Origin of the sequence: Pyxidicoccus caerfyrddinensis (genome assembly GCF_010894405.1) — a bacterium.
Taxonomy (GTDB): domain Bacteria; phylum Myxococcota; class Myxococcia; order Myxococcales; family Myxococcaceae; genus Myxococcus; species Myxococcus caerfyrddinensis.
In genome coordinates this window covers 148,960-172,218 of record NZ_JAAIYA010000012.1, presented here as the reverse complement: position 1 = coordinate 172,218, position 23,259 = coordinate 148,960, and the positions used below count along the sequence as shown (strand labels likewise).

At 71.2% G+C, this 23,259-nt stretch carries 21 protein-coding genes; 10 read left to right on the top strand and 11 right to left on the bottom strand.

The annotated features are described in order from the left end of the window. Positions 1-14: 14 nt before the first annotated feature. A complete protein-coding gene (locus tag G4D86_RS28310) occupies positions 15-473 on the bottom strand; it encodes a hypothetical protein (protein WP_163997173.1) in 459 nt (152 codons plus the stop codon). 192 nt (positions 474-665) lie between these two features. Here G4D86_RS28310 and G4D86_RS28305 point away from each other — a divergent pair, with 192 nt between their 5' ends. Genes G4D86_RS28305 through G4D86_RS28280 form a run of 6 tightly spaced genes read left to right on the top strand, consistent with a single transcriptional unit; the run spans position 666 to position 8,712 of the window. Continuing rightward, positions 666-2,147 (top strand): hypothetical protein, encoded by a 1,482-nt coding sequence (locus tag G4D86_RS28305; protein ID WP_163997172.1) that lies wholly within the window; start codon positions 666-668, stop codon positions 2,145-2,147. A 43-nt stretch (positions 2,148-2,190) separates the two neighbouring features. Then, on the top strand, positions 2,191-3,558 hold the full coding sequence (locus G4D86_RS28300; protein WP_163997171.1) for a WGR domain-containing protein: 1,368 nt from the start codon (positions 2,191-2,193) through the stop codon (positions 3,556-3,558). A gap of 6 nt (positions 3,559-3,564) precedes the next feature. Next, positions 3,565-4,713, top strand: coding sequence for a TIGR02996 domain-containing protein (locus tag G4D86_RS28295; RefSeq protein ID WP_163997170.1), 1,149 nt, complete (start codon positions 3,565-3,567; stop codon positions 4,711-4,713). Positions 4,714-4,746: 33 nt separating this feature from the next. Next, positions 4,747-6,099, top strand: coding sequence for a WGR domain-containing protein (locus tag G4D86_RS28290; RefSeq protein ID WP_163997169.1), 1,353 nt, complete (start codon positions 4,747-4,749; stop codon positions 6,097-6,099). A 24-nt stretch (positions 6,100-6,123) separates the two neighbouring features. Then, on the top strand, positions 6,124-7,560 hold the full coding sequence (locus tag G4D86_RS28285; RefSeq protein WP_163997168.1) for a TIGR02996 domain-containing protein: 1,437 nt from the start codon (positions 6,124-6,126) through the stop codon (positions 7,558-7,560). A gap of 6 nt (positions 7,561-7,566) precedes the next feature. Then, on the top strand, positions 7,567-8,712 hold the full coding sequence (locus G4D86_RS28280) for an STM4014 family protein (protein WP_163997167.1): 1,146 nt from the start codon (positions 7,567-7,569) through the stop codon (positions 8,710-8,712). On the opposite strand, the gene G4D86_RS28275 is transcribed toward G4D86_RS28280, so the two are convergent. The 6 genes from G4D86_RS28275 to G4D86_RS28250 form a co-directional block, all read right to left on the bottom strand. Next, positions 8,701-9,594 carry an STM4011 family radical SAM protein gene (locus G4D86_RS28275; RefSeq protein ID WP_163997166.1) on the bottom strand — a complete coding sequence of 298 codons (894 nt, stop codon included), beginning with the start codon at positions 9,592-9,594 and terminating at the stop codon, positions 8,701-8,703. The genes G4D86_RS28280 and G4D86_RS28275 overlap by 12 nt on opposite strands. After that, the gene (locus G4D86_RS28270; protein WP_163997165.1) at positions 9,591-10,907 is read right to left on the bottom strand and encodes an STM4012 family radical SAM protein; all 1,317 of its coding nucleotides are present in this window, start codon (positions 10,905-10,907) and stop codon (positions 9,591-9,593) included. The genes G4D86_RS28275 and G4D86_RS28270 overlap by 4 nt, the downstream gene beginning before the upstream one ends. Beyond that, entirely contained in the window at positions 10,904-11,713 is an 810-nt protein-coding gene (locus G4D86_RS28265) for an STM4013/SEN3800 family hydrolase (protein WP_163997164.1), read from the bottom strand. Before G4D86_RS28265 ends, G4D86_RS28270 begins: the two co-directional genes overlap by 4 nt. Next, on the bottom strand, positions 11,704-12,387 hold the full coding sequence (locus tag G4D86_RS28260; protein ID WP_163997163.1) for an HAD family hydrolase: 684 nt from the start codon (positions 12,385-12,387) through the stop codon (positions 11,704-11,706). The genes G4D86_RS28265 and G4D86_RS28260 overlap by 10 nt, the downstream gene beginning before the upstream one ends. Before the next feature lie 124 nt (positions 12,388-12,511). Beyond that, positions 12,512-13,051 (bottom strand): putative signal transducing protein, encoded by a 540-nt coding sequence (locus G4D86_RS28255; RefSeq protein ID WP_275899157.1) that lies wholly within the window; start codon positions 13,049-13,051, stop codon positions 12,512-12,514. A gap of 80 nt (positions 13,052-13,131) precedes the next feature. Further along, positions 13,132-14,040 (bottom strand): MBL fold metallo-hydrolase, encoded by a 909-nt coding sequence (locus tag G4D86_RS28250; RefSeq protein WP_240360519.1) that lies wholly within the window; start codon positions 14,038-14,040, stop codon positions 13,132-13,134. Between the two features lie 148 nt (positions 14,041-14,188). Between G4D86_RS28250 and G4D86_RS28245 the strand changes: the two genes are divergently transcribed. Then, on the top strand, positions 14,189-15,124 hold the full coding sequence (locus G4D86_RS28245; protein WP_163997160.1) for a LysR family transcriptional regulator: 936 nt from the start codon (positions 14,189-14,191) through the stop codon (positions 15,122-15,124). 9 nt (positions 15,125-15,133) lie between these two features. Here the strand turns inward: G4D86_RS28245 and G4D86_RS28240 are convergent, their stop codons facing one another. The 4 genes from G4D86_RS28240 to G4D86_RS28225 form a co-directional block, all read right to left on the bottom strand. Beyond that, positions 15,134-15,325 (bottom strand): hypothetical protein, encoded by a 192-nt coding sequence (locus G4D86_RS28240; RefSeq protein ID WP_163997159.1) that lies wholly within the window; start codon positions 15,323-15,325, stop codon positions 15,134-15,136. A 182-nt stretch (positions 15,326-15,507) separates the two neighbouring features. Further along, the gene (locus G4D86_RS28235) at positions 15,508-16,653 is read right to left on the bottom strand and encodes an LOG family protein (RefSeq protein WP_163997158.1); all 1,146 of its coding nucleotides are present in this window, start codon (positions 16,651-16,653) and stop codon (positions 15,508-15,510) included. A gap of 75 nt (positions 16,654-16,728) precedes the next feature. Then, entirely contained in the window at positions 16,729-17,691 is a 963-nt protein-coding gene (locus G4D86_RS28230) for a L,D-transpeptidase family protein (RefSeq protein ID WP_163997157.1), read from the bottom strand. Between the two features lie 35 nt (positions 17,692-17,726). Next, entirely contained in the window at positions 17,727-19,901 is a 2,175-nt protein-coding gene (locus tag G4D86_RS28225) for an AAA family ATPase (RefSeq protein ID WP_240360518.1), read from the bottom strand. 538 nt (positions 19,902-20,439) lie between these two features. On the opposite strand from G4D86_RS28225, the gene G4D86_RS28220 reads away from it, so the two are divergent. The 3 genes from G4D86_RS28220 (at position 20,440) to G4D86_RS28210 (ending at position 23,251) form a co-directional block, all read left to right on the top strand. Next, on the top strand, positions 20,440-21,681 hold the full coding sequence (locus tag G4D86_RS28220; protein WP_163997155.1) for a heparin lyase I family protein: 1,242 nt from the start codon (positions 20,440-20,442) through the stop codon (positions 21,679-21,681). Between the two features lie 84 nt (positions 21,682-21,765). Beyond that, positions 21,766-22,083, top strand: a complete 318-nt coding sequence (locus G4D86_RS28215; protein WP_163997154.1) for an antibiotic biosynthesis monooxygenase — start codon at positions 21,766-21,768, stop codon at positions 22,081-22,083. 1 nt (position 22,084) lies between these two features. After that, complete coding sequence (locus tag G4D86_RS28210) at positions 22,085-23,251, top strand: iron-containing alcohol dehydrogenase (RefSeq protein ID WP_163997153.1); 1,167 nt, start codon at positions 22,085-22,087, stop codon at positions 23,249-23,251. Positions 23,252-23,259 lie beyond the last annotated feature (8 nt).

Sequence of the window (23,259 nt, the reverse complement as noted above, 5' to 3'; positions counted from 1 at the left end):
CGGGGTCCATCGACTCAGACGTCGAGAGCCTCGCGTTTGGCTTCGCGAGGCAGCAGGCCGAGGAACTCGTAGATGAAGGCGCCTTCGTCGGTGACGTCGACGGTGCAGGCGCCCGCGCGCGAGAGCTCCTCGAGGACCTCCTTGGCTTCGGTGAAGGAGAGGTCACTCTCGGTCGCGACCTCGGCGATGGTGACGCGGCCACCATGCTGTTTGGCGCAGGCGAGGACCGCCTTCTCGAGGTCGCGAGGGGACCTGGCGGGGAGCTGTTCCACGGCGAGCCGCTCCCGCAGCTCCGGCGGCAGCTTCGCGCGCCGTGCGGCACGGATGAGCGCCGCGCCTCCAAGGAGGGAGAGGGTGGCGAGCACGAACCCCATGGCCGAGTTGTCCGTCGTGCCCTTGCGCAGGTTGTCGATTTCCGCGCCGTAACCGATGAGCCCGAAGACGACGAGAAACCAACCGGCGATACTCCTCATGCGCCCCTCACTGCGATGGGTCGGACCATCCGTCCCCGTGCCATTTCATAGCAGAAGATTCCGTTCCGCCACCGACGCCGTGTCACGCGCGCCATCGCCATCTCGAAGGTCCGCGTGCGGCTGATAGACTGCGCCGCCCCCACTGAGCGTGTGATGGGGCCGGGACTCGCGTCCCCACCTGAACGAACACCCATGAGCGCGGAGCTGCGAGGACCCCAGGATGCGGAGCGGTGGCTGTGCGCCGGGCTGTGCCTTGCCCGGCAGGAAGGCCCCAGCCCGGAGTCGCTGACGGCCTCCGTCCCGTGGCTGCTGGCCACCCTCGCCGAGCTCCCGGACCTGCCCCCTCCAGCCCTCGTCGCCGACCTCGGGCGGCTCGTCGCGGGCGTGCCGCTCTCCCCCACCCTGCCCGTCCCGGACACGCTGCCCCGGCTGCGCGCCGCCGTGCGCGCCTACGACGACCACGTGCTGGCGCGACTGGCCGCCGAGCCCCACCTGGACGCCGTGTCCTCCGCCCTGGCCCGTCTGCCCGAGCCGCTCCGCCCCCGCGGCGTGGCCTTCCTCGCCGCGCGCGTGCTGACACGGCTCGGCTTCACGGGGGGCACCGCCCTGAGTCCGGCACTGGCGCGACGCGTCCTGGAGCGTCCTCCGGGCGAGTTGCTGCACGCGGGCTACGCGGCGCTGCGCGAGCCCGGAGCCGGCGCCGCGCTGGAGCGGCTGGCCGAGGGCTACGAGGCGCTGGCGAGCGCGGCCCGCCGGGCGCAGGCGCTCCTCGGCGACACGGAGGCCTTCACGCTGGAGAACCTGGAGCACCTCCAGGGAAAGGCACAGCGCCTCGCGCTGGAGCAGGCGGTGGAGGCCGCGGAGGCGCTGTCGCGCACGCTGCCGCCGAAGCTGCGCGCGCGCCCCGTCTCCTCCGGTCCCACCCCGACGACGCTGGAGGACGAGGCCGCCTTCCCGCAGGGCGGCTTCGCATCCGTGTCCAACGTCGGCAGCCTGGAGAACCTCGTCACCTCCGAGCTGGTCTACATGGAGGACGAGCCCACCCTGGACCTGTTCGACGTGCGCTACGTGGAGGGCGAGCTGCTCTACTACACGCGCGACGAGAGCGTCGCGGTGCGGCGGCGCCGCGTCATCACCTTCGCCCTGCTGCCGGGCCTGGTGGACGCGCGGGTGAAGGACGCGGGCGTGCGCTGGCAGCGCGCCGTGGTGTTGCTGGGGCAGGTGCTGTGCCTCGTGCGCCGGCTCTCCACGTGGCTCACGGCCGAGGACCTCCGCTTCCGCGTCGTCTTCGTCCAGGACGACAAGGGCCAGTCCCCCCTGGAGGCGGAGCGCGGCCTGTGTGAGTTGCTCCTGCGCGAGTGGCGCGAGCGGGGCACCGCCGAGGTGCTCACCGCCGCGGACCTGGACGCCGTCCTCTCCGAGGCGTCGGCGGCCACGAAGCGCTCCCGGGTGGACGTGCTCCTCGTGGATGCGGCACGTCGGGCCTCGCATGACACGCTAGAACCCGACGCCCGGGTGGGCCTCCAGGTGGTGGACCTGAGCGGGCCGTCCCCCTACGTGCGCGTCCTGGGAGGCAAGGCCGGCGTGCCCGGGCCCACGGAGGGCACCCCGCCCGAGTCCCCCTGGGAGGCCTGGACTGGCGCGACGCTTGAGCTTGCGCGGAGCCTTCTCTAGCGTCCGGTCCGGGACGCGCCACGATGGCGCGCGGAGGACGTCCATGCCGCGGTACGAGTTCAAGGAAGGCAGCTCCAACAAGTTCTGGGAGATCTCCCTCACGGGGACCTCTTTCACCACGCGCTGGGGCCGCATCGGCACGGACGGCCAGGAGAAGACGCAGTCCTTCAGCGACACGGCCACCGCGAAGAAGGAGTACGACAAGCTCGTCCGCGAGAAGGAGAAGAAGGGCTACGAGCTCGTCGGCGACGGCGAGGGCGGTGACGACGGTGACGGCGAGGCGGGCGAGAGCGCCTCCAACCCGGAGCTGGAGGCCACCATCTTCTCCAACCCGGACAACGCGGACGCGTACCTCGTCTACGGCGACTGGCTCCAGCGCCAGGGCGACCCGCGCGGTGAGCTCATCGCCCTCCAGCACGCGGCGCTCCAGGCGAGCGGCGACGAGGCCGCCAACCTCAAGAAGCAGATTGCGAAGCACCTCAAGAGCTTCAAGGACGCGCTGCTCGGGGACCTGGCAGACGCGGTGGACGAGGAGGAGCTGAAGGTGGAGTGGCACCTGGGCTTCATCCGGACCGCGCGGGTGGGACAGAAGGACTACGACTCCGACCGCGACATCGCGGAGCTGGTGAAGACGCTGCTCGCCCATCCGTCGGCGCGCTTCATCCGCGGGCTCACCCTCGGCATGGCGCACTTCGATGACGAGAACGACTACGCCGACGTCATCGAGGGCCTCGCGGAGGTGCTCACCGAGCAGGGCGGCTCGAAGACGCTGCAGGACCTGTTCATCGGCGACTTCGAGTACCCGGACGACACGGAGATCTCCTGGTCCCACCTCCATGACCTCTCGCCCGTCCTCAAGCTGCTCCCCAACCTGCGCTCACTGCGCCTGCGCGGCGGCTCCGCGGAGCTGGGGAACATCGACCTGCCGGAGCTGCGCGAGTTCACCATCGAGACGGGCGGCCTGCCCCTGGCCGCGTTGAAGTCCATCGCCGCCGCGAAGTGGCCGAAGCTGGAGCGGCTGGAGGTCTGGTTCGGTCAGGAAAACTACGGCGGCGAGGGAGGCGTGGAGGACATCCAGCCCATCCTCGACGGCAAGGGCCTGCCCAACCTCAAGGCGCTGGGCCTGTGCAACGCGGAGTTCGTCGACGAGCTCTGCAAGGTGCTGCCGAAGACGAAGGTGCTGCCGCGACTGGAGCGGCTGGACCTCTCGCAAGGCACGATGTCCGACGAGGGCGCGCGCATCCTCGCGGAGAGCGCGGCGGCCTTCGCCCACCTCAAGCACCTGGACTTCACCCGGAACACGCTCACCGACGAGGGCGAGCGCGCGGTGGCGAAGCTGTGCCCCAGCGTGAGCGCTGGCAACCAGCGCGAGTTCGACGAGGACTACCGCTACTCGGCGGTCGGCGAGTAGCGCCCCATGCCACGCGTCGGGAGCGCCTCCAACCCGGAGCTCGAAGCCGCCATCCTCCGGAACCCGGAGGACGCGGACGCGTACCTCGTCTACGGCGACTGGCTCCAGCGCCAGGGCGACCCGCGTGGCGAGCTGATGGCCCTCCAGCACGCGAGGCTGGGCGCCCGGGGCGACGAGGCCCGGGCGCTCGAGGAGCAGCAGTCCGCGCTCTTCGAGGAGCATCGAGACGTGTTGCTCGGGGACCTGGCGGACGCACTGGACGAAGCCGGGCTCGAGGACGACCTCCAGCTCGAGTGGCACCTGGGCTTCATCCGCACCGCGCGGGTGGGCCAGAAGGACCCATACTCCGGCCGGGACATCGCCGCGCTGGTGAAGCAGTTGCTCACCCACCCTTCCGCGCGCTTCCTCCAGGGGCTCACCCTCGGCATGGCGAGCTTCGAGCCCCCGAACGACTACAGCGCCATCATCGAGGCCCTCCTCGAGGTCTGGCGCGAGCGGGGCGGCTCGAAGACCTTGCACAGCCTGTTCATCGGCGACTTCGTGTACTCGCAAGACGCGGACATCTCCGCGTCCTTCCTCGGCGACATCTCGCCCCTCTACGCGCTGCTGCCCGGCCTGCGCTCGCTGCGCCTGCGCGGCGCCTCCGTGGAGCTGGGGAACATCGACCTGCCCGAGCTGCGCGAGTTCACCGTGGAGACGGGTTGCCTGCTTCCGCCCGCGCTGAAGTCCATCATCGCCGCGAAGTGGCCGAAGCTGGAGCGGCTGGAGGTCTGGTTCGGCAGGCGCGGCTCCGGCGCCGAGGGTGGCGCGAAGGACGTCCAGCCCCTCCTCGACGGCAAGGGTCTGCCCAACCTCGAGTCGCTGGGCCTGTGCAACGCGGAGTTCGTCGACGAGCTCTGCAAGCTGCTGCCGAAGGCGAAGGTGCTCGAGCAGCTGGCACGGCTGGACCTCTCGCGCGGCGCGATGTCCGACGAGGGCGCGCGCCTCCTCGCGAAGAACGCCACGGCCTTCGCGCATCTCGAGCACCTGGACTTCACCGAGAACACGCTCACCGACGAGGGCATCCGCCTGGTGGCGGAGCTGTGCCCCAGCGTGAGCACGGGCGAACAGCGCGAATTCGACCAGGACTACCGCTACGCGGCGGTCGGCGAGTAACCACACCCGCATCACCCTTCAGGGGGACACACCATGCCGCGCTTCGAAATGAAGGAAGGCACCTCGAACAAGTTCTGGGAAATCACCCAGGACGAAGCCGTCCTCACCACCCGCTGGGGCCGCATCGGTACGGACGGCCAGGAGAAGACCCAGACCTTCAAGCACGGCTACGAAGCGGGGGCCTCGTACCGGAAGCAGATCGCCGAGAAGGAGGCGAAGGGCTACACGCGCGTGAAGCCGACCGACACCGCCCCAAAGCCCAAGGTCAACAAGGAGCTGGAGGCCGCCATCCTCAAGGCCCCCGAGGCCGCGGAGGGATACCTCGTCTACGGCGACTGGTTCCAGTCCCAGGGAGACCCCCGGGGTGAGCTCATCGCCCTCCAGCACGCGCTGTCGCAGGCGAAGGGCGCGGAGGCCACTGCCCTCAAGCGCAAGGCGGCCGCGCTGCTCAAGAAGCACCAGGACGTGCTGCTGGGCGCGCCCCTCGCGAAGATGCTCGAGGACAAGACGCTGTCCATCGGCTGGAACCTGGGCTTCATCCAGAGCGCCCGCGTCGCGGTTGCACGCTACGGCGAGGACCCGGAGTTCCACATCGACGAGGCGCTGAAGATTCTCCTCGCGCACCCGTCCGCGCGCTTCCTCCAGGAGGTGACCATCGGCCTGGCGAGCAACGAGGGAGAGAACGAGTACAGCGACCTCATCAAGCTCGTCGCGAAGTCCGCCCCCAAGTCGGTGCGCAAGGTGTTCATCGGCGACTACGTGTTCCCGGACGAGACGGAGATTTCCTGGACGGAAGTGGGCAACGTCGCGCCGCTGTACAAGGCCCTGCCCCAGCTGCGCTCGCTCCACCTGCGCGGCGGCGAGGTGACCCTGGGGAAGATTGAACTGCCGGAGCTGCGCGAGTTCACGATGGAGTCGGGCGGCCTGGACCGGGGCTCGGTGAAGTCCATCGCCGCCGCGAACTGGCCGAAGCTGGAGCGGCTGGAGGTCTGGTTCGGCGCGGAGGAGTACGGGGCCGGCGGCAACGTGAAGTCCATCCAGCCCATCCTCGACGCGCAGGGCCTGCCGGAGCTCAAGCACTTGGGCCTGTGCAACGCCGAGTTCACCAATGAGCTCGTCGAGGCGCTGCCGAAGGCGAAGGTGCTCAAGCAGCTCGAGACGCTGGACTTGTCCCGAGGCACGCTCACGGACAAGGGCGCGGAGGTGCTGCTGGCGAACGCGGCGGCCTTCAAGCACCTCAAGCGCCTGGACCTCACCCAGAACCTGCTCAGCGCCAAGGTCGCGAAGTCGCTGGCGAAGCTGTGCCCGGACGTGGCGCTCGGCCACCAGCGCCACGACGACTCCGACGAGGACGACGAGCACCGCTACGTCGCGGTGGGCGAGTAGCTCCGCCGGACTCCCGGAGGCGCCATGGCACGGTACGAGCTCAGGCAGGGCGACTCCGGCGAGTTCTGGGAGATTCACCTCGACAGAGGTGGCCCGGTGTCCATCTTCAGCACGCATCGGCGACTCATCCTCGAGGAGGATGTACGGCCGGCGGTCCTCACCACCCGCTGGGGCCGCATCGGCACGGAGGGCGAGGAGGAGACGCGCCGGGTCTCCGGCACCCTGATAGATGCGATGTACCGCGAGCGGGTCCGGGAGAAGGAGGCGCGGGGCTTCACTCGGGTGAAGATGGTGGACACCGGGCCCGCACCGAAGTCCCACCCGGAGCTGGAGGCCGCCATCCTCAAAGCCCCCGAGGCCGCGGAGGGCTACCTCGTCTACGGTGACTGGCTCCAGGCCCAGGGCGACCCGCGCGGCGAGCTCGTCGCCCTCCAGCACGCCCTGTTCCTGGCCCAGGACGACCCGCACGGTGAGCGCATCCGTATCAGCGCCTGGAGCGACGAGGCCCGTGAGCTGGAACGGAAGGTGGCCGAGGCCCTCCGGACACACCGGGGCGTACTGCTGGGCCATGCGCTCGCGGAGGCCGTCGTGGAAGGCATGCTGCGGGTGGGCTGGCACCTGGGCTTCATCCACGACGCCAGCGTGGAGGGCACCGGCGACGCCCCCCCCAGGGAGCTCAGCGTCGAGGAGATGCTGAAGCTGCTGCTTGCCCATCCGTCCGCGCGGTTCCTCCAAGAGCTGAACCTCGGCCCCATTGCCGACATGGGCGGCCACGACTTTCAGCCGCTCATCCGGGTCATCGCGAAGGCAGCCCCCCGGGCCCTGAGAACACTCCTCGTCGGCGACTTCGACGCTCCCGGCAACGACTGGCCCACCTCCTCGAGCTTCGTGGGCGACCTGACCCCGCTCTACCCGGCGCTTCCCCAGCTCCGCTCGCTGCGGGTGGTGGGCACGGGAATCAGGCTGGGGGCCATCGACCTGCCAGAGCTGCGGGAGTTCCGGCTGGAGACGACCGCACTCTCCCTGGAAGCCGTGAGGTCCATCGCCCACGCGCGGTGGCCGAAGCTGGAGCGGCTGGAGGTGTGGTTCGGCAGCACGGCCGCTGGCGCGGAGGGCGGCGTGGACGACCTGCAGCCCCTCCTCGACGCGCGGGGCGTGCCGGAGCTGCGGCACCTGGGCCTGTGCAACGCGGAGTTCACGGATGCGCTGTGCGAGGCCCTGCCGCGGTCGAAGGTGCTGAAGCAGCTTCACACGCTGGACCTGTCCAGGGGCACGATGACGGACGCGGGGGCGGAGAAGCTCGTGGCGAACGCGGCGGCCTTCGCCCATCTCCGGAGGCTCGACGTGACGCAGAACCAGCTTGGCACCGGGGCCGCCGCGCGGCTGGCGAAGCTGTGTCCGGACGTGCAGCGCATGCACCAGCGCAGCAGTCGCTTTCGCGAAGTGATGGTGACCGACTAGCGGCGCATGATGGCACCTCCCTTCATCCTCATCGGCAACGCGGAGAACCGGCGCGTCACCCTCTTCCAGGAGGCGCTGGAGCGCCAGGGGCTCCCGCCCGCGCGGGTGGTGCCCTGGGTGGACTTCCTCTCCACCCCGGCGCTCCTCGCGGACCTGCCGGACACGGAGGCGCTGGTCCGCATCGACTCCGCCGGTGAGAGCTGGGAGGTGGAGAAGGCGCTGCTCAAACGCGGCCATCCCGATGCACAGGCGTCCGACTGCACGCGCCTCACGCCAGCGGAGGTGGACGCCCTGGAGAACGACCACGGGCGCATCCTCTGTCCCCGGCAGCACCACCTGGGCTTCCTGAAGACGCTCACGGAGCTGCAAGCCATCTTCGCGGCGCACCCGCTCTGGAGAATCCTCCAGTCGCCCGCGAGCATCGCGGACCTCTTCGACAAGCGCGTCACTTCACGAAAGTACGCGTCGCTCGGCGTGCCGGTGCCCGAGCCGCTGGACGGCGTGACGGACCCGGAGTCCCTGCGCCAGCGGATGCGCGAGCAGGACTGCCGCGAGGTGTTCGTGAAGGTGTCCTGCGGCTCCTCGGCGTCGTGCCTGGCCATCTACCGGCGGGGGCGCACGCGGGACACGCTGGTCACCACCATCGAGCAGGCGGCAACGGGCTGGTACAACTCGCTGAAGGTGCGCCGCATCGACGAGCCCGCGCGCGTGGACGAGGTGCTGGGCTTCCTCCTCGCCGAGGGCTCGCAGGTGGAGCACTCGATTCCCAAGGCCCGGCTGGGCGGCGACTACTTCGACTGCCGGGTGCTGGCGGTGCGCGGCGAGCCGGCCTTCACGGTGGTGCGGCAGAGCCGGCACCCGATTACGAACCTGCACCTCGGCGGCTGGCGTGGGGACCTGGACGAGCTGCGCGCCGCGGTGCCACCGAACGAGTGGGCAGACGCCATGGAGAGCTGCCGCACCGTGGCGCGCGCCCATGACTGCCTGCACGTGGGCATCGACCTCATGTTCGAGGACTACTTCACCGGGCACCGCGTGCTGGAGGCCAACGCCTTCGGGGACCTGCTCCCCAACCTGCGCCGCGACGGCCTCACCGTGTACGAGTGGGAGATTCGCGAAGCGCTGCGAGCCCTTCCCACCTCAGGCCCGTGAGCCGGGAGCGGGCAGCGGGCCCTTCCACAGCGGCGACGCGGGCACGCGCTCCAGGATGCCGGAGCCGAAGACGCGGTCCAGCTCCAGGTACTCCAGGTGCACGTAGCCGATGTGACACCCGCACGTGGCCTTCGAGCACGGGCGCGGCTTCAGCGCCGCGTCGAACTCCGGCGTGTAGATGTTCCCAATCGGCTCGTCGATGAAGTGGCACCGGCGCGCGGTGCCCTCCCCGTCCACGGAGATGACGGACTCCCCTCCCCGGCACGCGCGGCCCAGGCTGGGGTGGCGCGTGTTGTTGACGGGGAAGAGCGGGTCCACGCGGGTGAAGCGCGCGATGTCTTCGGGCGTGTAAGGCTCTTCCTGCCCGTCCTTCACCGCGTTGACCCACAGGTACGTGTCGGCGGGCAATTCGCCGCGCAGGGCCTCGGCCTCCTCGGCGAAGCGGACGAAGCCCACCATGCCGGCGCTGTGCCGCACGCCGAGCGCGGACAGCTTCTCGCATTGGGCCACGAAGCGGCGGCGCTTCATCCACTCGGGGTGGAAGGTGGCCCAGATGCCCAGCTTCTCCACGTTGCAGCGCTCCACCCAGTCCAGCGTGCAGGAGAGGTTCGTCTGCACGGCGGCCTTCTCTACGTGCTCCAGGTGCGTCAGCCGCGCGAGCGCCTCCTGGTACCAGGGCCAGATGAGCGCCTCGCCCCACGGCGTGAAGAAGACGGAGAGGCGCAAGTCCGTGCGCGACTCCACCCACGCCATGAAGCGCGCCAGGTCCTCGCGGTCCTTGGCGAGCTCCTCCTCGGTGTGCTTCCACTTGCCGAAGGGGCAGTACTCGCAGCCGAAGTTGCAGCTGGACAGCGGGCCCCGGTAGAGCACGGTGAGCTTCATCGCCAGGCGTACTCCTGCATCATGTCCCGCACCCGCTCCGAGTGCAGCCACGGGCCAATCAGGTCCGAGCGCTCCACGCCCGCGTCGGTGAGGCGCAGCACGCCGTCCACCCGCCGCCCCAGGCCGTGCGCCTCCAGTTCCAGCAGCTCGGGGAAGTCCGCCAGTGCGTCGGTGCAGAAGCGCTGCCGGTACGCGGCCAGGTCCACACCGTCCGCCAGCAGCGACAGGAGCATGTAGCGCCGCCGCCGCTCCTCGGTGTCCAGCCGGAAGCCGTAGCCCACCTCGCCGAACGACGCCTCGGTGCGCTCGCTGTACGCGGCGATGATGTTGCGCACCTCGCGCGAGCCCACCGCGTACTCGGACGAGTAGTGCACGCCGCCCGTATACGAGCGCGCCCCGCAGCCCAGGCCCACCATGCCGTCCTCCTGGCAGCGGTACACGGGGCCACCCAGGTCCGGAGCGTGCTTCGCGCGGAACATGCGCATGGAGACCTGCGTGTAGCCCTGGGACAGGAGGAAGTCGCGGCCGGCGCGGTAGAGCGACAGGCGCAGGTCGTCCCACGCGCGGGCCTTCTTGCCGAGGAACGTCAGCGGCCGCACGTAGAGCGGATAGAGGTACAGCTCCTCGGGGTTGAAGCGGAGGGCGGCGCGCAGGGAGTAGAGGAAGCTCTCCACCGTCTGCCCCTCCATCCCGTAGATGAGGTCGATGTTGAGCGTGGGGAAGCCCGTGGAGCGGATGAGGTCCAGCGCGGCCTCCACCTGCGCCGTCTGCTGGGGCCGCTTCACCGCGGCCACCTCCGCCTCCAGGAAGCTCTGCACGCCGATGCTCACCCGGTCCGTGCCGCGCGAGCGCAGCGCGCGCAGCTTCTCCGCGTCCACCGTCTCGGGCGACACCTCCACGCCCACGGGGATGCCCTTCAGGTCCGCGCCCAGCACGCCTTCCATGAGGTCGAACACGGTGTGCAGGCCGCGCACGTCGAGCAGCGTCGGTGTACCGCCGCCCAGCGCGGCGCGGGCGAAGCTGGCCGTGCCCAGCGCCTCCTTCACCCGGCGCGTCTCGCGGCCGAGCGCGGCGAGGTACCCGTCCACCACGTCCTGCTTCGGGCCGGCGGCGGTGAAGAGGTTGCAGAAGCCGCAGCGCATCTCGCAGAAGGGCACGTGGACGTAGAGGAACAGCGCGTCGCGCCGCTCCTCCGCCCAGACGGACTCCAGGGGGAGCGCGGGGGTGAAGGGCCGGTAGGCCGTCTTGTGGGGGTAGCCGTAGAGGTACGCCACGTAGGGCGTCTCCCCCAGCATCTGCTCCAGGCGCGTCATGGTGCGGTGTCTCGATTCAGCGGGAACTCGGCGTAGGGCACCGTCCAGACGACGGGGTGGCCCAGGCGATGACCGGTATAGCCCTCCTCGCCATAGGCCGTCCCGTGGTCCGAGCAGACGATGCAGAAGGCAGGACCCCGGCGCCGCAGGGCGGCGAAGAGGGGCGGAAGCTGGCCGTCCACGTACTCCAGCGCCGCGGCCTGCGACGCGGGCGAGTCCTCGGTGGCCCCGGGCAGGTAGTGCCGGTTGGGCTGGTGCAGCGCGGACACGTTGATGAACAGGAAGACGCGCTGCTCGCGGGGCAGCGCCTCCAGGCGGCGCACGGCAAGGGCCACCTGGTGCTCCGTGGAGCGCGGGTCCGTCACGCCCATTTCGCGGCTCCAGTGGCTCTCCGCGAAGAGGCCGGGCAGCACGTTGCCCAGCGGGTTGCGCTTGTTGAAGAAGCCCACGCCGCCGATGCAGACCGTGTGGTAGCCGCGCCCGGCGAGGCCCGAGACGAGGTCCGGCGCGTCGAGGACACAGGTGCCCGGGGCCGTCGTCTCGCTGCCCTCGAAGCGCATGGCGAACAGGCGCGGGTGGAGGCCGGGGGCGACGGGAGTGGGCAGGAAGCCAGCGAAGAAGGCGTGGTGCGCGGCGTAGGTGAAGCTGGCGGGCGAGTGGCGCTGCTCCCAGCGTCCCCCGGGCATCAGCGCGGTGAGGTTCGGCGTGCGGCCTTGCGCGGCCACTTCCTCCGCCACGTCGTAGCGGAGGGTGTCCAGCGTGAGGAAGAGCAGGTCGTGCGAGCCGACCACGGCGTTCATGTCCATCGCGCGAGCACCTCCGCGAGGGGCTTCGTGTTGCCGGTGATTCGCTCCACCGTGAAGGTGGGCGGAGACAGCCCGTGGGGCCACCGCCTGCCGTGGGACACCCAGCACGTGGCCAGGCCCAGGCGGGAGGCGCCGACGATGTCCCGCTCCGGGTCGTCACCGACGTGCAGCACGTCCTCGGGAGCGCGGTCCACCCGGGCGAGCGCCGCCTGGAAGATGCGCGCGTCGGGCTTCTCCGCGCCGACCTCGCCGGAGAGGAAGACGTCCGGAAGATGCGGGGTGAGACAGGCGCGTTCCAGCTTCGCACGCTGCACCCGGCCCGAGCCGTTGGACACCACGGCGACGGGCGCGCGCTTCCTCAAGCCTTCCACGAGCGCCAGGGTCCCCATGCTGGGAACGACGAAGTACGGGAGCAGGGAGGACATGTCGTCCCAGAGTTCCTCGGGCGACAGCCCCAGGCCCGGAAAGGTCTCCGTCACCTGGCGGCAGAAGGCGGTGCGGTCCGTGGAGCCGCGCCCGTCGAGCGTGTGCAACTCGGCGACGTCCTCGGCCCGGTGTGACTCCGGGAAGGCGTGCGGGTGGCGGATGATGAGGTCCTCGACGTAGCTGGCGAAGGCGCCGGCGCGGTCGATCAACGTGTCATCCAGGTCGAAGAAGACGGCCCGGGGCCGCATCCGAGCACTCCTCCCGAAGGGCCCCGAGGATATGCCGCATCGCCCCCATGGAACAGGGCCCGCGCCCTTCCCCGCCTGCTCGGCGGAACAGGGGTGCGGACGCTCTGGAATTCCGGGGTGCTCGTCAGCCCACCATTCTTCGCAGCAGCGTGGCGATGAGCATGAGGAGGACGGGGCCGAACATGAGGAGCAGCACGCCCCAGGCGGCCAGCCTCCTGCGGGTGCTCCGCCGCGTCTCGCCCCCGGCCACCTGCCGCTCCGCGCAGTCCTCGCAGCGGGGTGAGCCCTGGGCGTCCTGCACGTCGCAGCTCGCGCAGAGGAATGTGCCGCAGCGTCCGCACGTCAGGGTGGAGCGCTGGCCATGGACGGGGCACACCGCGTCCTCGGTGTCGGTGGCGCCCGGGGCCGCCTGCGAGGTGCGCCCCTCGGGGTCCTCCGCGGACGCGTCGAGGAGCGCCTGGGCCCGCTCGAGGTCGGCCGAGGCGACGAGTACGTTGACCTCGATGTAGCCGCCCATCACGCCCAGCATCGCGCGGTGCTGCTCTCCCTGGACGACGCAGGAGATGCCGTGGGCCTCCAGCAGCGTGCGCAGCATGGCCGCTTCGGCCGAATCACCGCAGCTCTTGAAGACGACGAGATTCGACGACGATTCCGGCTGGCTCAGACACTGCCTCCCCTCACTGAGCCGGAGTGTAGCTTCGGCCGGAAGGGGCCGCCCAGTGACCCCGAGGACGACCCGGACCGCTACCGGGAGAGGTCGATGACTTCGCCCTCACGCGGGAGCCGGAGCCGCTCCCGGAGGCCCGCCTTCTCCGCCTGCGCCTCCAGGGCCCTCACGGGCTCGCGGTAGTGGCCGAACGTGGTGTGGTGGATGGGGACGACGCGGCGGGGCTTCAGCAACGTGATGAGCTTCAGCGCTTCCTCCGCGTCCATGGACCGGCGTCCGAGCGGGCCATCCACGCCCACCGCGCCCAGGTGGGGCAGCAGGAGGTCCACCGCGCCCACCTGCGCGGGAAGCCGCTCCAGCTCGTCGCTCAGCACCGCATCGCCCGTCCAGTAGGCCACGTACGGCGAGGCCCCTTCCCACGCCAGGACATAGCCATTTCCACGTCCCAGCTCCGCGTCGAGCGCGGCGTCATGCGCATGGTGCGCGGGAACAGCGGTGACGCGCACGCGCGTGGAGCCCGCCTCCAGCACGGTGGACTGCCCCCAGTCGACCGTCCGCACGTTCGTGAAGCCCGCCTTCCTGACGGCGGCCTCGGTGGCGGGAGGGACGATGAGCAGGACATCTCGCGGGAGCAACTCCTTCGCCCGCGCGTCGAAGTGGTCCGCGTGTCCGTGACTCAGGATGACGGCATCGAGCCGCCCGAGGTCCGTGTCCGGAGGGTCCACGTAGCGTCCGACGTCCGCGTTGGGCACGCCAGTCGAGGGATGCTTCGGGAGCACGAAGGCGCGCGGACCCCGAGGCCCCAGCATGGGGTCCGTCAACAGCCGCAGTCCGCCGCGCTCGAGGAGGACGGTGGGGCCCCCGAACCAGCGCAGCGTGCCGGCGGCAACCGGGCGCGCTCCCGTGTCGCGGCCGGAAGCCGTGCCAGCACAGGCGGTGAGCAGTGAAATCATCGCGACAACGAGTCCCGTCTTCCCGAGCGACATGGCGGCCTTCCTCTTCGAGCACCGTGACGGAGCCATGGATGCGCGCGGCGCCTGCTCCCGTCGAGCGACATGCGTGTTGACTCACCATGCATTTTCGCATGGGCTCCGGACGCACAACGCATGGCGTGCCCTCGTAGGATGGAGAGCGATGCTCGACTGGGATGACCTCCGCTTCTTCCTCGCCATCGCCCAGCACGGCAGCCTGTCGTCCGCCGCGCGCTCGCTCCGGGTGACGCAGCCCACGGTGGGGCGGCGCCTGGACGCCCTGGAGCGGAAGCTCGGCTCCAGGCTGTTCCAGCGGACTCCGTCGGGCTTCACGCTCACCGCCACCGGCGAGGGCATCCGCGCCCATGTCGAGCGCATGGAGCAGGACGCGCTCGCCGCCGAGCGTCGAGCCACCGGACGCGACATCGGCCTCTCCGGCACCGTGCGCGTGAGCACCACGGAGTGGCTCGCCAGCCACGTGCTCGGGCCGCTGCTCGTCCCGCTGGCAGAGCGACACCCCGCGCTCGGCCTGGAGCTGCACGCGGACGTGCGCCGGGTCAACCTGACGCAGCGGGAGGCGGACGTCGCGCTGCGCTTCGTCCCCTTCGAGCAGCAGGACATCTTCCAGCGGAAGCTGGCCCGGGTCGCCTTCGGACTGTACGCGGCGGAGGACTACCTCGCGCGGCACGGAGCGCCGGACTTCTCGCGGCAGTGCGAGGGCCACGCGCTCGTCACCATGAGCGACGAGCAGGGCCCCATCGCCGACGTCGCCTGGCTGCGCACCCTCGCGAGTGGGGCTCGCGTCGCCTTCCGCCTCAACAACCGCGACGTCCAGGCGCGCATGGCCGCGGCGGGCGCCGGGCTGGCGTGCCTTCCCCGCTGTCTGGGGGATGCGATGAAGGGCTTGCGGAGGCTCGCGACGCCCACGCCTGCTCCCGCGAAGGCACTCTGGTTGGGCGTCCACGGAGACCTGCGCGGGACGCCTCGCGTCAAGGCGGTCGCGGACTTCATCGCCCGGGAGCTCCAGCGTCTGGAGCCCACCCTGAATCCGGAGGACGCGCCCAGGCCGTCCCGCCGGCCCCGACCGCCGCGCGCGTGAGCGCCGGGGCTACCTCACCATACTGGACAGGGCCCCCAGCGGGCCCCACGCGAGGTTCGCGTAGGTCTGGGTGGGCCCGGGCGCCTCGGGCCGGCTCGGAGGACGGGGACGGTCCGAGGACCAGCACGCCGGTACCGTCCAGAGGAGCGCCCCCAGCACGACACACGCCGCACCCAGCCAGAACGGATTGGTGTGGGACATGGCACTCCTCCTCGGCCGGTAGGGCCCGGGCCGCCCCTCGCGGAACGTTCCTGGCGGCGGCGCATATCGGCACGCCCGGCGCGCGTGCATGTCCCCAAACACCCGCCCTCGCGAAATATGTCACCGACTCCAGGGCATGAAGGGGGGCCACGGCCTTCCGGCGTGGAGCGACTACACCGCCCTCACCCCGCGCCGTGATGCGCGGAGTCGTAGTCCACCAGCGCCCGGATGACCTCCTCTCGCGAGTCCGTCAGCAGCAGATGGCGCGCGTACTCCTGCCCCTGGGCGAGCTGCACCAGCAGCGGGTACACGGGACGCGTGCGCGTCCAGAACTCGGTGCCGAGGAAGATCATCGGGCTGATGACGCCCACGGAGTTGTAGTGGTTCTGGCACGCGTCCTGGAAGATTTCCTGGATGGTGCCCGCGCTGCCCGGCGCATAGACGATGCCGCCGCGAGCAATCGTGAGCAGGCCGTCCTCGCGCACGCTGTTGGCGAAGTACTTGGCGATGTACGTCGCGAACGGGTTGGGCGGCTCGTGCCCGTAGTGCCACGTGGGGATGCCCAGGCTGTCGCAGTGGGGCCTGTCGCCGTCGCGGAGCGGAAACGCGGACCGCACCTCGAAGGCACGCGCGAGCCACTCGCGGTCGGTGTAGCTGGGCGCCTTCGCGAGCATGGCAAGCCCCGCGTCCAGCTCCGCCTCGGTGCGCCGGGCGAACCAGGCGCCCACATGGGTGGCCTCCATGGCACCCGGGCCGCCGCCGGAGACCATGAAGAAGCCCCGCTGGGTGAGCTCGCGGGCCAGCGCCGCCACCGCGCGGTAGTCCGGCTGGCCACGCTTCATGGAGTGGCCGCCCATGATGGCCACCACCTTGCGCTTACCACCGCCCGCTGCGAGCACCTCCTCCATGGCGTCCGTGACGGCATGGTCATGGAGCCGCTGCGACAGCGTCTCCAGCAGCGTGGGCGGGCTGCCCCGTCCCTGCGTGGCCCAGTACGCGTACACGCGCGCGTCCAGCGTGTCGGCGTACGACTCCGGCCGCGCCGGGTCGAAGCCGGCGTACAGCTCCTCCGGCGAGTAAAGGCTGCCGCGATAGGGCTGGTAGGGCAGCCCGGAGATGGGCGGGAAGACGAGGGCTCCGTGCGCGAGCGCCACGCTCAGGGCCTCCTTCTCCAGCTCACACCCGAGGAAGACGGTGCCCGTCAGCTCGGCGGCGGCCAACTCGCGGGTGTACCGCCGCAAGTCCAGGCCCTGGATGACGACGTGGGCGAGGTGCGCCCCCGAGCGCAGGTGCTGCTCGAAGGCGTCGATGGATTCAATCTCAATCACACCGGGAGGATTCCACGCCTGCCTCCCCGGGCGGTAGGGCTTCGTCAGCCCTTCGCCAGCGTCGAGGCTGCGCGGCTAGAAGAGGACGACCATGGTGCCCTCGGGGACCTGGTCATACAGCGAGGCGATGTCCGGGGTGTGCATCACCACGCAGCCCCAGGACAGACGCCCGCCGCTCTCCGCCAGCGTCCACTCCCCTGCCCAGCCGTGCAGACCGATGCCGCTGCCCAGGCGCGTGGAGGCCTCCGTGTTGCGCCGCGCCGCCCAGTCGCGGGCAATCCGCTCGCGCGTCTTCGCATCGACGAAGCCGGAGGCCACACCCCGGTCGGCGTCCCACGGATTCGGATAGTTCACCCGAATCCAGTGCCCGCCATAGAAGGCCGCGTACGGCCCGGGGATGTCCCCGCGAACCTTCTGCGTGACGAAGTACATGCCCTTCGGCGTGCGGTTGTCGCCGCGCACCTCCTTCGCGCCCGCCGCCTGGCCGAAGCCGACCTCCTTGCGCACCACCTCGCTCCCCCGCGCGTACAGCCGCAGCTGGAAGTCCTCATGCGAGATGAGCAGCAGCGCCGCCTCCTCCGCTGGCAGCGGCAGTCGCTCCCGCGTGGCGGTGAAGCGCCGGGCCTCGGCGGCGGAGAGACGCCGGCCCGCGTGCAGCGTCACGGCGAGCCGCGCCTTCTTTCCGACGCGCCCCAACACCTGCCCCCGCGTGACGAGCGCCTCCGGACGGAGCTCCACCCCGTCCAGCCCTACGTACTCGGACCGGGCCCGCAGCAGCGCATGGTTCTCGTAGTACAGGTGCTCCAGCACGACGGAGCGTCCGCCTTCGCCCACCTCCGCCACCCGGCCATGTGCCAGTGCGAGCACCTCGCTTCCGGGACGCGCCTTCGAGCCTTCGGGCACGGGGGCAAAGCCATTGGCGGGCGGATGCGGAGGACGCAGGTACGCCTCGAACGCATCCGGAGCGGCCGTGGCCCGCGCCACGGACGAAAAGCCCAGCACGCAGACGAGCAGGACGGAGAAGAACAGGGAGGGCACCGAGGGTGGACACTCGGGCCTCGCCCGGGGTTCCGTCAACGCCGCGTGCCGAGCACCCGAAGGGCAGCCTCCGCCTGGAGCTGCTCCGTGCGCGCCCCCACCGCCGCGGCGTCCTGCGCGGCGAGCTGGAGCTGCTTCCCCGCCTCCTCCAGCTCTCCCAGCCGCAGCTGCGCCCGCCCGAGCGCGAAGCGCAGCCGGGACTTCAGCTTGCGGTCCCCCAGCATCGAGGCGAGCTGCAGGCCGCGCACGGCATCCTCCTTCGCCAGGTCCGGCGCATCCGCCTGCGTGTGCAGCAACGCCAGCCCGTGGTGCGTGTGCGCCATGCCCCAGCGGTCCCCGGTACGCGACTCCAGCTCCAGCGCGAGCTGGAAGAAGTGCGTCGCGCGCTCCCGGTCCCCCGCGCGCGCATGGGCGTCACCGAGGTGAAGCAGCGCGGTGGAGTGCTCCCACGTGTCTCCCGACACCTCACTCCAGCGCAGCACCGCGAGGTACTCCGCGGTGGCCCGCTCGGGCTCACCCTGCCCCATCAGCACGTTGCCCATGGCCCGGTGCAGGGCGGCCTCCACCGCGGCCCGCGAGGGTCCACTCTCCGGAGGCGCCAGCCGCAGTCGCTCGCGCGCGAGACGAAGCCGGGTGCTCGCCTGCTCGAAGCGGCCCAGCCCGCACAGGGCGAGCGCGGCATGGGCCTCCAGTCCCGCCGCCGGCGTGGGCATGGCCTGCATGCCCTCGCGCTGTCCCTCGTCCGCCAGCGCCAGGACCTCCTCGAAGCGACCGAGCGCGAAGAGCACGGAGCCCAGCTTGTGGATGCGCCGCGCCCGGTCCCCGAGCGAGGGCGCGGGCTCCCGCGCATCGAGCGTGCGGGCCGTGCGCCAGGCGTACTCGGCGTCTTCCCGCGCACCCGCCAACCTGTGGGCATCCCCCATGCGCTCCCAGAGCACCCGCTGCCAGTCGAGCGACGTCGCGGGCTCCAGCCCCAGCGCCAGCCCGAGCGCGAAGCGATACACCCCGAGCGCGAAGTCCGTCTCCAGCGCCGCGCGGTGCCACCCCGCCAGCTCCAGCAGGTGCGGCAGCGCGCGCTCCGGCGCCTCGGCGGAGAGCCAGTGCCGGGAGAGCTCCCCACTGGCCCGGCGCCGCAGCTCCACGGGCAGCGACTCATGCGCCTCCGCGGCCCGGCGGTGCAGCGCATGCGAGTCCGGCGCGACGTCGTCCCCCAGGAAGCCCTCGGGAAGGCCCACCGCCCACGTGTACCGTCCGCCCGCGGCGGCCCGCAGCCACCCGCCCGCCTCCAGCGGCGCGAGCGGCGCGCAGCCGCCCACCAGCGCCCCCAGCACCGTCCGGGGAAACGAAGGCCCCAGCCCCGAGGCCGCCTGGAGCGCCTCGCGCTGCGAGGGAGACAGCGCCCGCAGCCGCGCACCGAGCACGGCCTCGCCCGTGCCGGGCACCGGCGCCTCGGGGCGCTCCTCGTGAAGGGTGATGGCATGCAGCAGGTGCAACGGATGCCCCGCGCCTGCCTCCAGGAGGGCCGCGCCCACCTCCGGCGTCACTGGCACGGAGGAGGAGCGCACGCGCTGCTCCAGGAGCGAGGTGGCCTCCCTGGCGGAGAGCGGCGCCACCGTGAGCACCTCGCCCGACAGCGGCACCGGCGCCGTGCCCCCGGGACGCTGGAGCGCGAGCAGGAACAGCGGCGTGTGCGAGAGCCGCGACACCAGGACTTCGATGAGCGCATGGCTGAACGGGTCCGCGTGCTGCCAGTCCTCCAGGACGAGCAGCCTCGGCCGGCGGTGGGGCATGAGCGCGTGGCAGAGGGCATCGAACAGCGCGATGCGCTCGGCGGCGAGGCTCGCCGGGACACCCTGCCGCTCGCGTCCCTCCAGGAACCGCGCCAGCAACTCCGCGTCCGCGCTGGACACCCACCCCACTCCCGGCGGCGGCCGCAGGCCCCGGGTGGCCTCGAGCAGCTCACGGAAGGCGCCGCCCGGCATCCCGGGGAGGGCCAGGCCACTGCCCTCCCACACCTCGAAGCCGTCGCTCGCGAGCTGCTCGACGAGCGCGTCCTTCAGCCGCGACTTGCCCAGCCCCGCCTCGCCCACCAGCCACACCGCGCGGCCGAGCCCGCGCCGCACCTCCACCGAGAAGTCCCGCAGCCGCGCCAGGTGCGAGGCACGCCCCACGAGTGGGGGCTGGCAGGTGGCGGTCATCCACCTGCGCACCGGCGCCCCCTGGCCAATCCCGGGCGGAGTGCGGGGGCACGCGAGAGCACCCGCAGGAATTCGAGCTCCACAGGCAACACACATGCCCGAGGACGCGGCCATGGCCACCTCCCATAACGGATTACCGCGATGTGGTTGGAGCACCGAGCCTCGCGTCCTCGGAGCGACCCGGACTTTTTAACGCCGCCGCCGTCCGCCGCGCCTCGCGCCTCGGGGCTGTGCGAGTGTCTCCTCCACGCCACGCGTGCTGCCCCACACCACGGTCCGTGATTGCAGCCCCGTCTCAATCGCGTCCCGATACACAATTACAATCAGTTTACATGTAACACGCAGCTGCCCTCCCCGCAGGGCAGGCAGGCGTGTTCGACATGTGTTGAGTACGAAATAGTTATCACCGATACTCGTTCTCGTCGCAGTGCGGCACTCCCATGCCGCTTCCTTGGAGCAGACCCCACATCTCAAAGCCAAACATCCGCCCGCCCGCTCTCCGCGGCGCGGTCTCACTCCCCGTCTGTCTTTGATTCCCCCGAGAGCTCACATGAAGAAGACCTTCCTGCTGGTTGGAACCCTGCTGGGTATTGCTGGCGCTGGCTGTGGCGCCTACGAGCCCACGACTGAAACGGGCGAGGCCCCTGTCGGCGACGGCCAGGCTGTCGCGGCCGAGGCCCTCACCGCGTCGAACTGCACCCAGCTCGCGGCCACGGCGGTCATCGCCAGCGGCAATGACGGCAACCTCCCGGCCAACACCCTCGACGACCGGCTCGACACGCGGTGGAGCAACCTCGGCAAGGGCTCGTGGATCGACTACGACCTGGGCGCCACGAAGTCCGTCTCCGGCGCCGCCATCGCCTGGCACAACGGCAATACGCGCGCCAACACCTTCACGGTGTCCGTCTCCCCGGACGGCGTCACGTACACGCCCGTGTTCTCCGGCAAGAGCACCGGCACGACGGCCGCGGCCGAGACGTACGCCTTCCCCGCCGTGAGCGCCCGCCGCCTGCGCATCACCGTCAACGGCAGCACCCTGAACGACTGGGCCAGCATCGCCGAGGCGCGCGCCTGCGCCGCCGCCACGACTCCGCCCCCGACGCCTCCTCCCACGGGCTCCAGCGTCGTCTGGGTGGGTGACTTCGAGACGGGCAGCCGCTCCCAGTGGAGCAGCACGCAGATGGTGAGCGCGGACCGGCTGGCGCTGGTGGCCTCGCCGCTGCGCCAGGGCCGCTACGCCCTCAAGGCCACGGTGAAGCAGGGCGATGACCCCATCAACGCCAGCGGCAACCGCAACGAGCTGGTGCGGATGACGCGCGAGCCGGTCGGCTCCGAGTACTACTACCGCTGGAGCACGATGTTCGACTCCACCTACCCGAGCGCGAAGACGTGGCAGCTCTTCGCCCAGTGGCACCACGACGGCAACTCGGGCTCGCCGCCGGTGGAGTTCACCGTCTACGGCGAGGAGATCCGCCTCAACATCGGTGGCAACCCGGGCGTCATCGTCTGGCGCACGCCGCTGGTGCGCGGCCAGTGGATGGACTTCATCTTCCACGTGAAGTGGTCGCCGGACTCCAGCGTGGGCTTCGTGGAGCTGTACCTCAACGGCAAGGTCGTGCTGCCCAAGCGCAACATCGCCACCCAGTATTCGGGGATGCTCAACTACCTGAAGGTGGGCCTGTACCGGAACGACACCATCTCGCAGGTCGGCATCGTCTACCACGACGGGTGGACCATGGCCCGCAAGCTGGAGGACGTCCTCAGCCCGACGGCGGTCCTCACCGCGCCGTAGCGGCTGCCTGACAGCGAACACGTCGCCCCACCGGGCCGGAGGCCGTGCCCCCGCGCGGCCCCGGCCCGGAGTAGTTTCCGGGGCATGTCCCACTCCCTGCTGGTCGTCCATGTCCACGTCCACGTGAAGCCGGAGCACGTGGAGGCCTTTCGCGAGGCCACCCTGGCCAATGCCCGCCAGAGCGTGAAGGAGCCCGGCATCGCCCGCTTCGACGTCATCCAGGACACCGAGGACACGACGCGCTTCGTGCTCGTGGAGGTGTACCGGACGTCGCAGGCCCCGGCCGCGCACAAGGAGACGCCCCACTACCTGCTCTGGCGCGATACCGTGGCGTCGATGATGGCGGAGCCGCGCACCAGCCGGAAGTACATCAACCGCTTCCCCGACGACGCCGGGTGGTGACGTGAGCGGCCTCTCCTTCGAGTTCGCCACCGCCACGCGCATCGTCTTCGGCCCGGGCAAGCTCTCCGAAGCACCCGAGCTGGTGCGCGGCCTGGGCGGCAGCCGGGTGCTGCTCGTCACCGGGAAGAACCCGGGGCGCGCGCGGCCGCTGCACGAGGCGCTGGAGCGGCTGGGCCTGCCGGTGCGCGTCTTCCCGGTGGACGGGGAGCCCACGGTGGAGCTGGCGCGCGAAGGCACGGCCGTGGCGCGCGAGTCCCGCTGTGACGCCGTGGTGGCCTTCGGCGGAGGCAGCGCGCTGGACGCGGGCAAGGCGATTGCGGCGCTGGCGGCGAATGGTGGAGACGCGCTCGACTACCTGGAGGTCATCGGCCGGGGGAAGCCGCTCGCGCTGCCGTCCCTGCCCTTCGTGGCGATTCCCACGACGGCGGGCACGGGCTCGGAGGTGACGCGCAACGCGGTGCTGGGCTCGAAGGAGGCGAAGGTGAAGGCCAGCCTCCGCAGTCCGCACATGCTGCCGCGCGTGGCGCTGGTGGACCCGGACCTGCTCACCGGGGCACCGGCGGCGGTGCTGGCCTCCAGCGGGCTGGACGCGCTGTCGCAGGTCATCGAGCCGTTCCTCTCCGCGCGCGCCAACCCGCTGACGGATGCCCTGGCGCGCGAGGGCATGCGCCGCTCGGCGCGCTCGCTGCGGCGGGCGGTGCTGGACGGGCCGGACGCGCCCGCGCGCGAGGACCTGGCGCTGGCCAGCCTCTTCGGCGGGCTGTGCCTGGCGAACTCGGGTCTGGGCGCGGTGCATGGCTTCGCGGCGCCGGTGGGCGGCATGTTCGACGCGCCCCATGGCGCGGTCTGCGCGGCGCTGCTGCCGGCGGTGCTGGACGTGAATCTGCGGGCCCTGCGCGCCCGCGCGCCGGAGCACCCGGCGGTGCCGCGCTTCCAGGAGGTGGCGGCGCTGCTGACGGGCAGGCCCGACGCGCGCGCCGAGGACGCCCTGGCCTGGGTGGAGGACCTGCGCGCGGCGCTGCGCGTGCCGGGCCTGGGGCGCTATGGACTGACGGCGGCGGAAGTGCCGACGCTGGTGGCGAAGGCGAAGGCCGCGAGCAGCATGAAGGCGAATCCCCTGGTGCTCACGGACGTGGAGCTCACGGAGATTGCCACCCGTTCGATTTGATTTTCCGG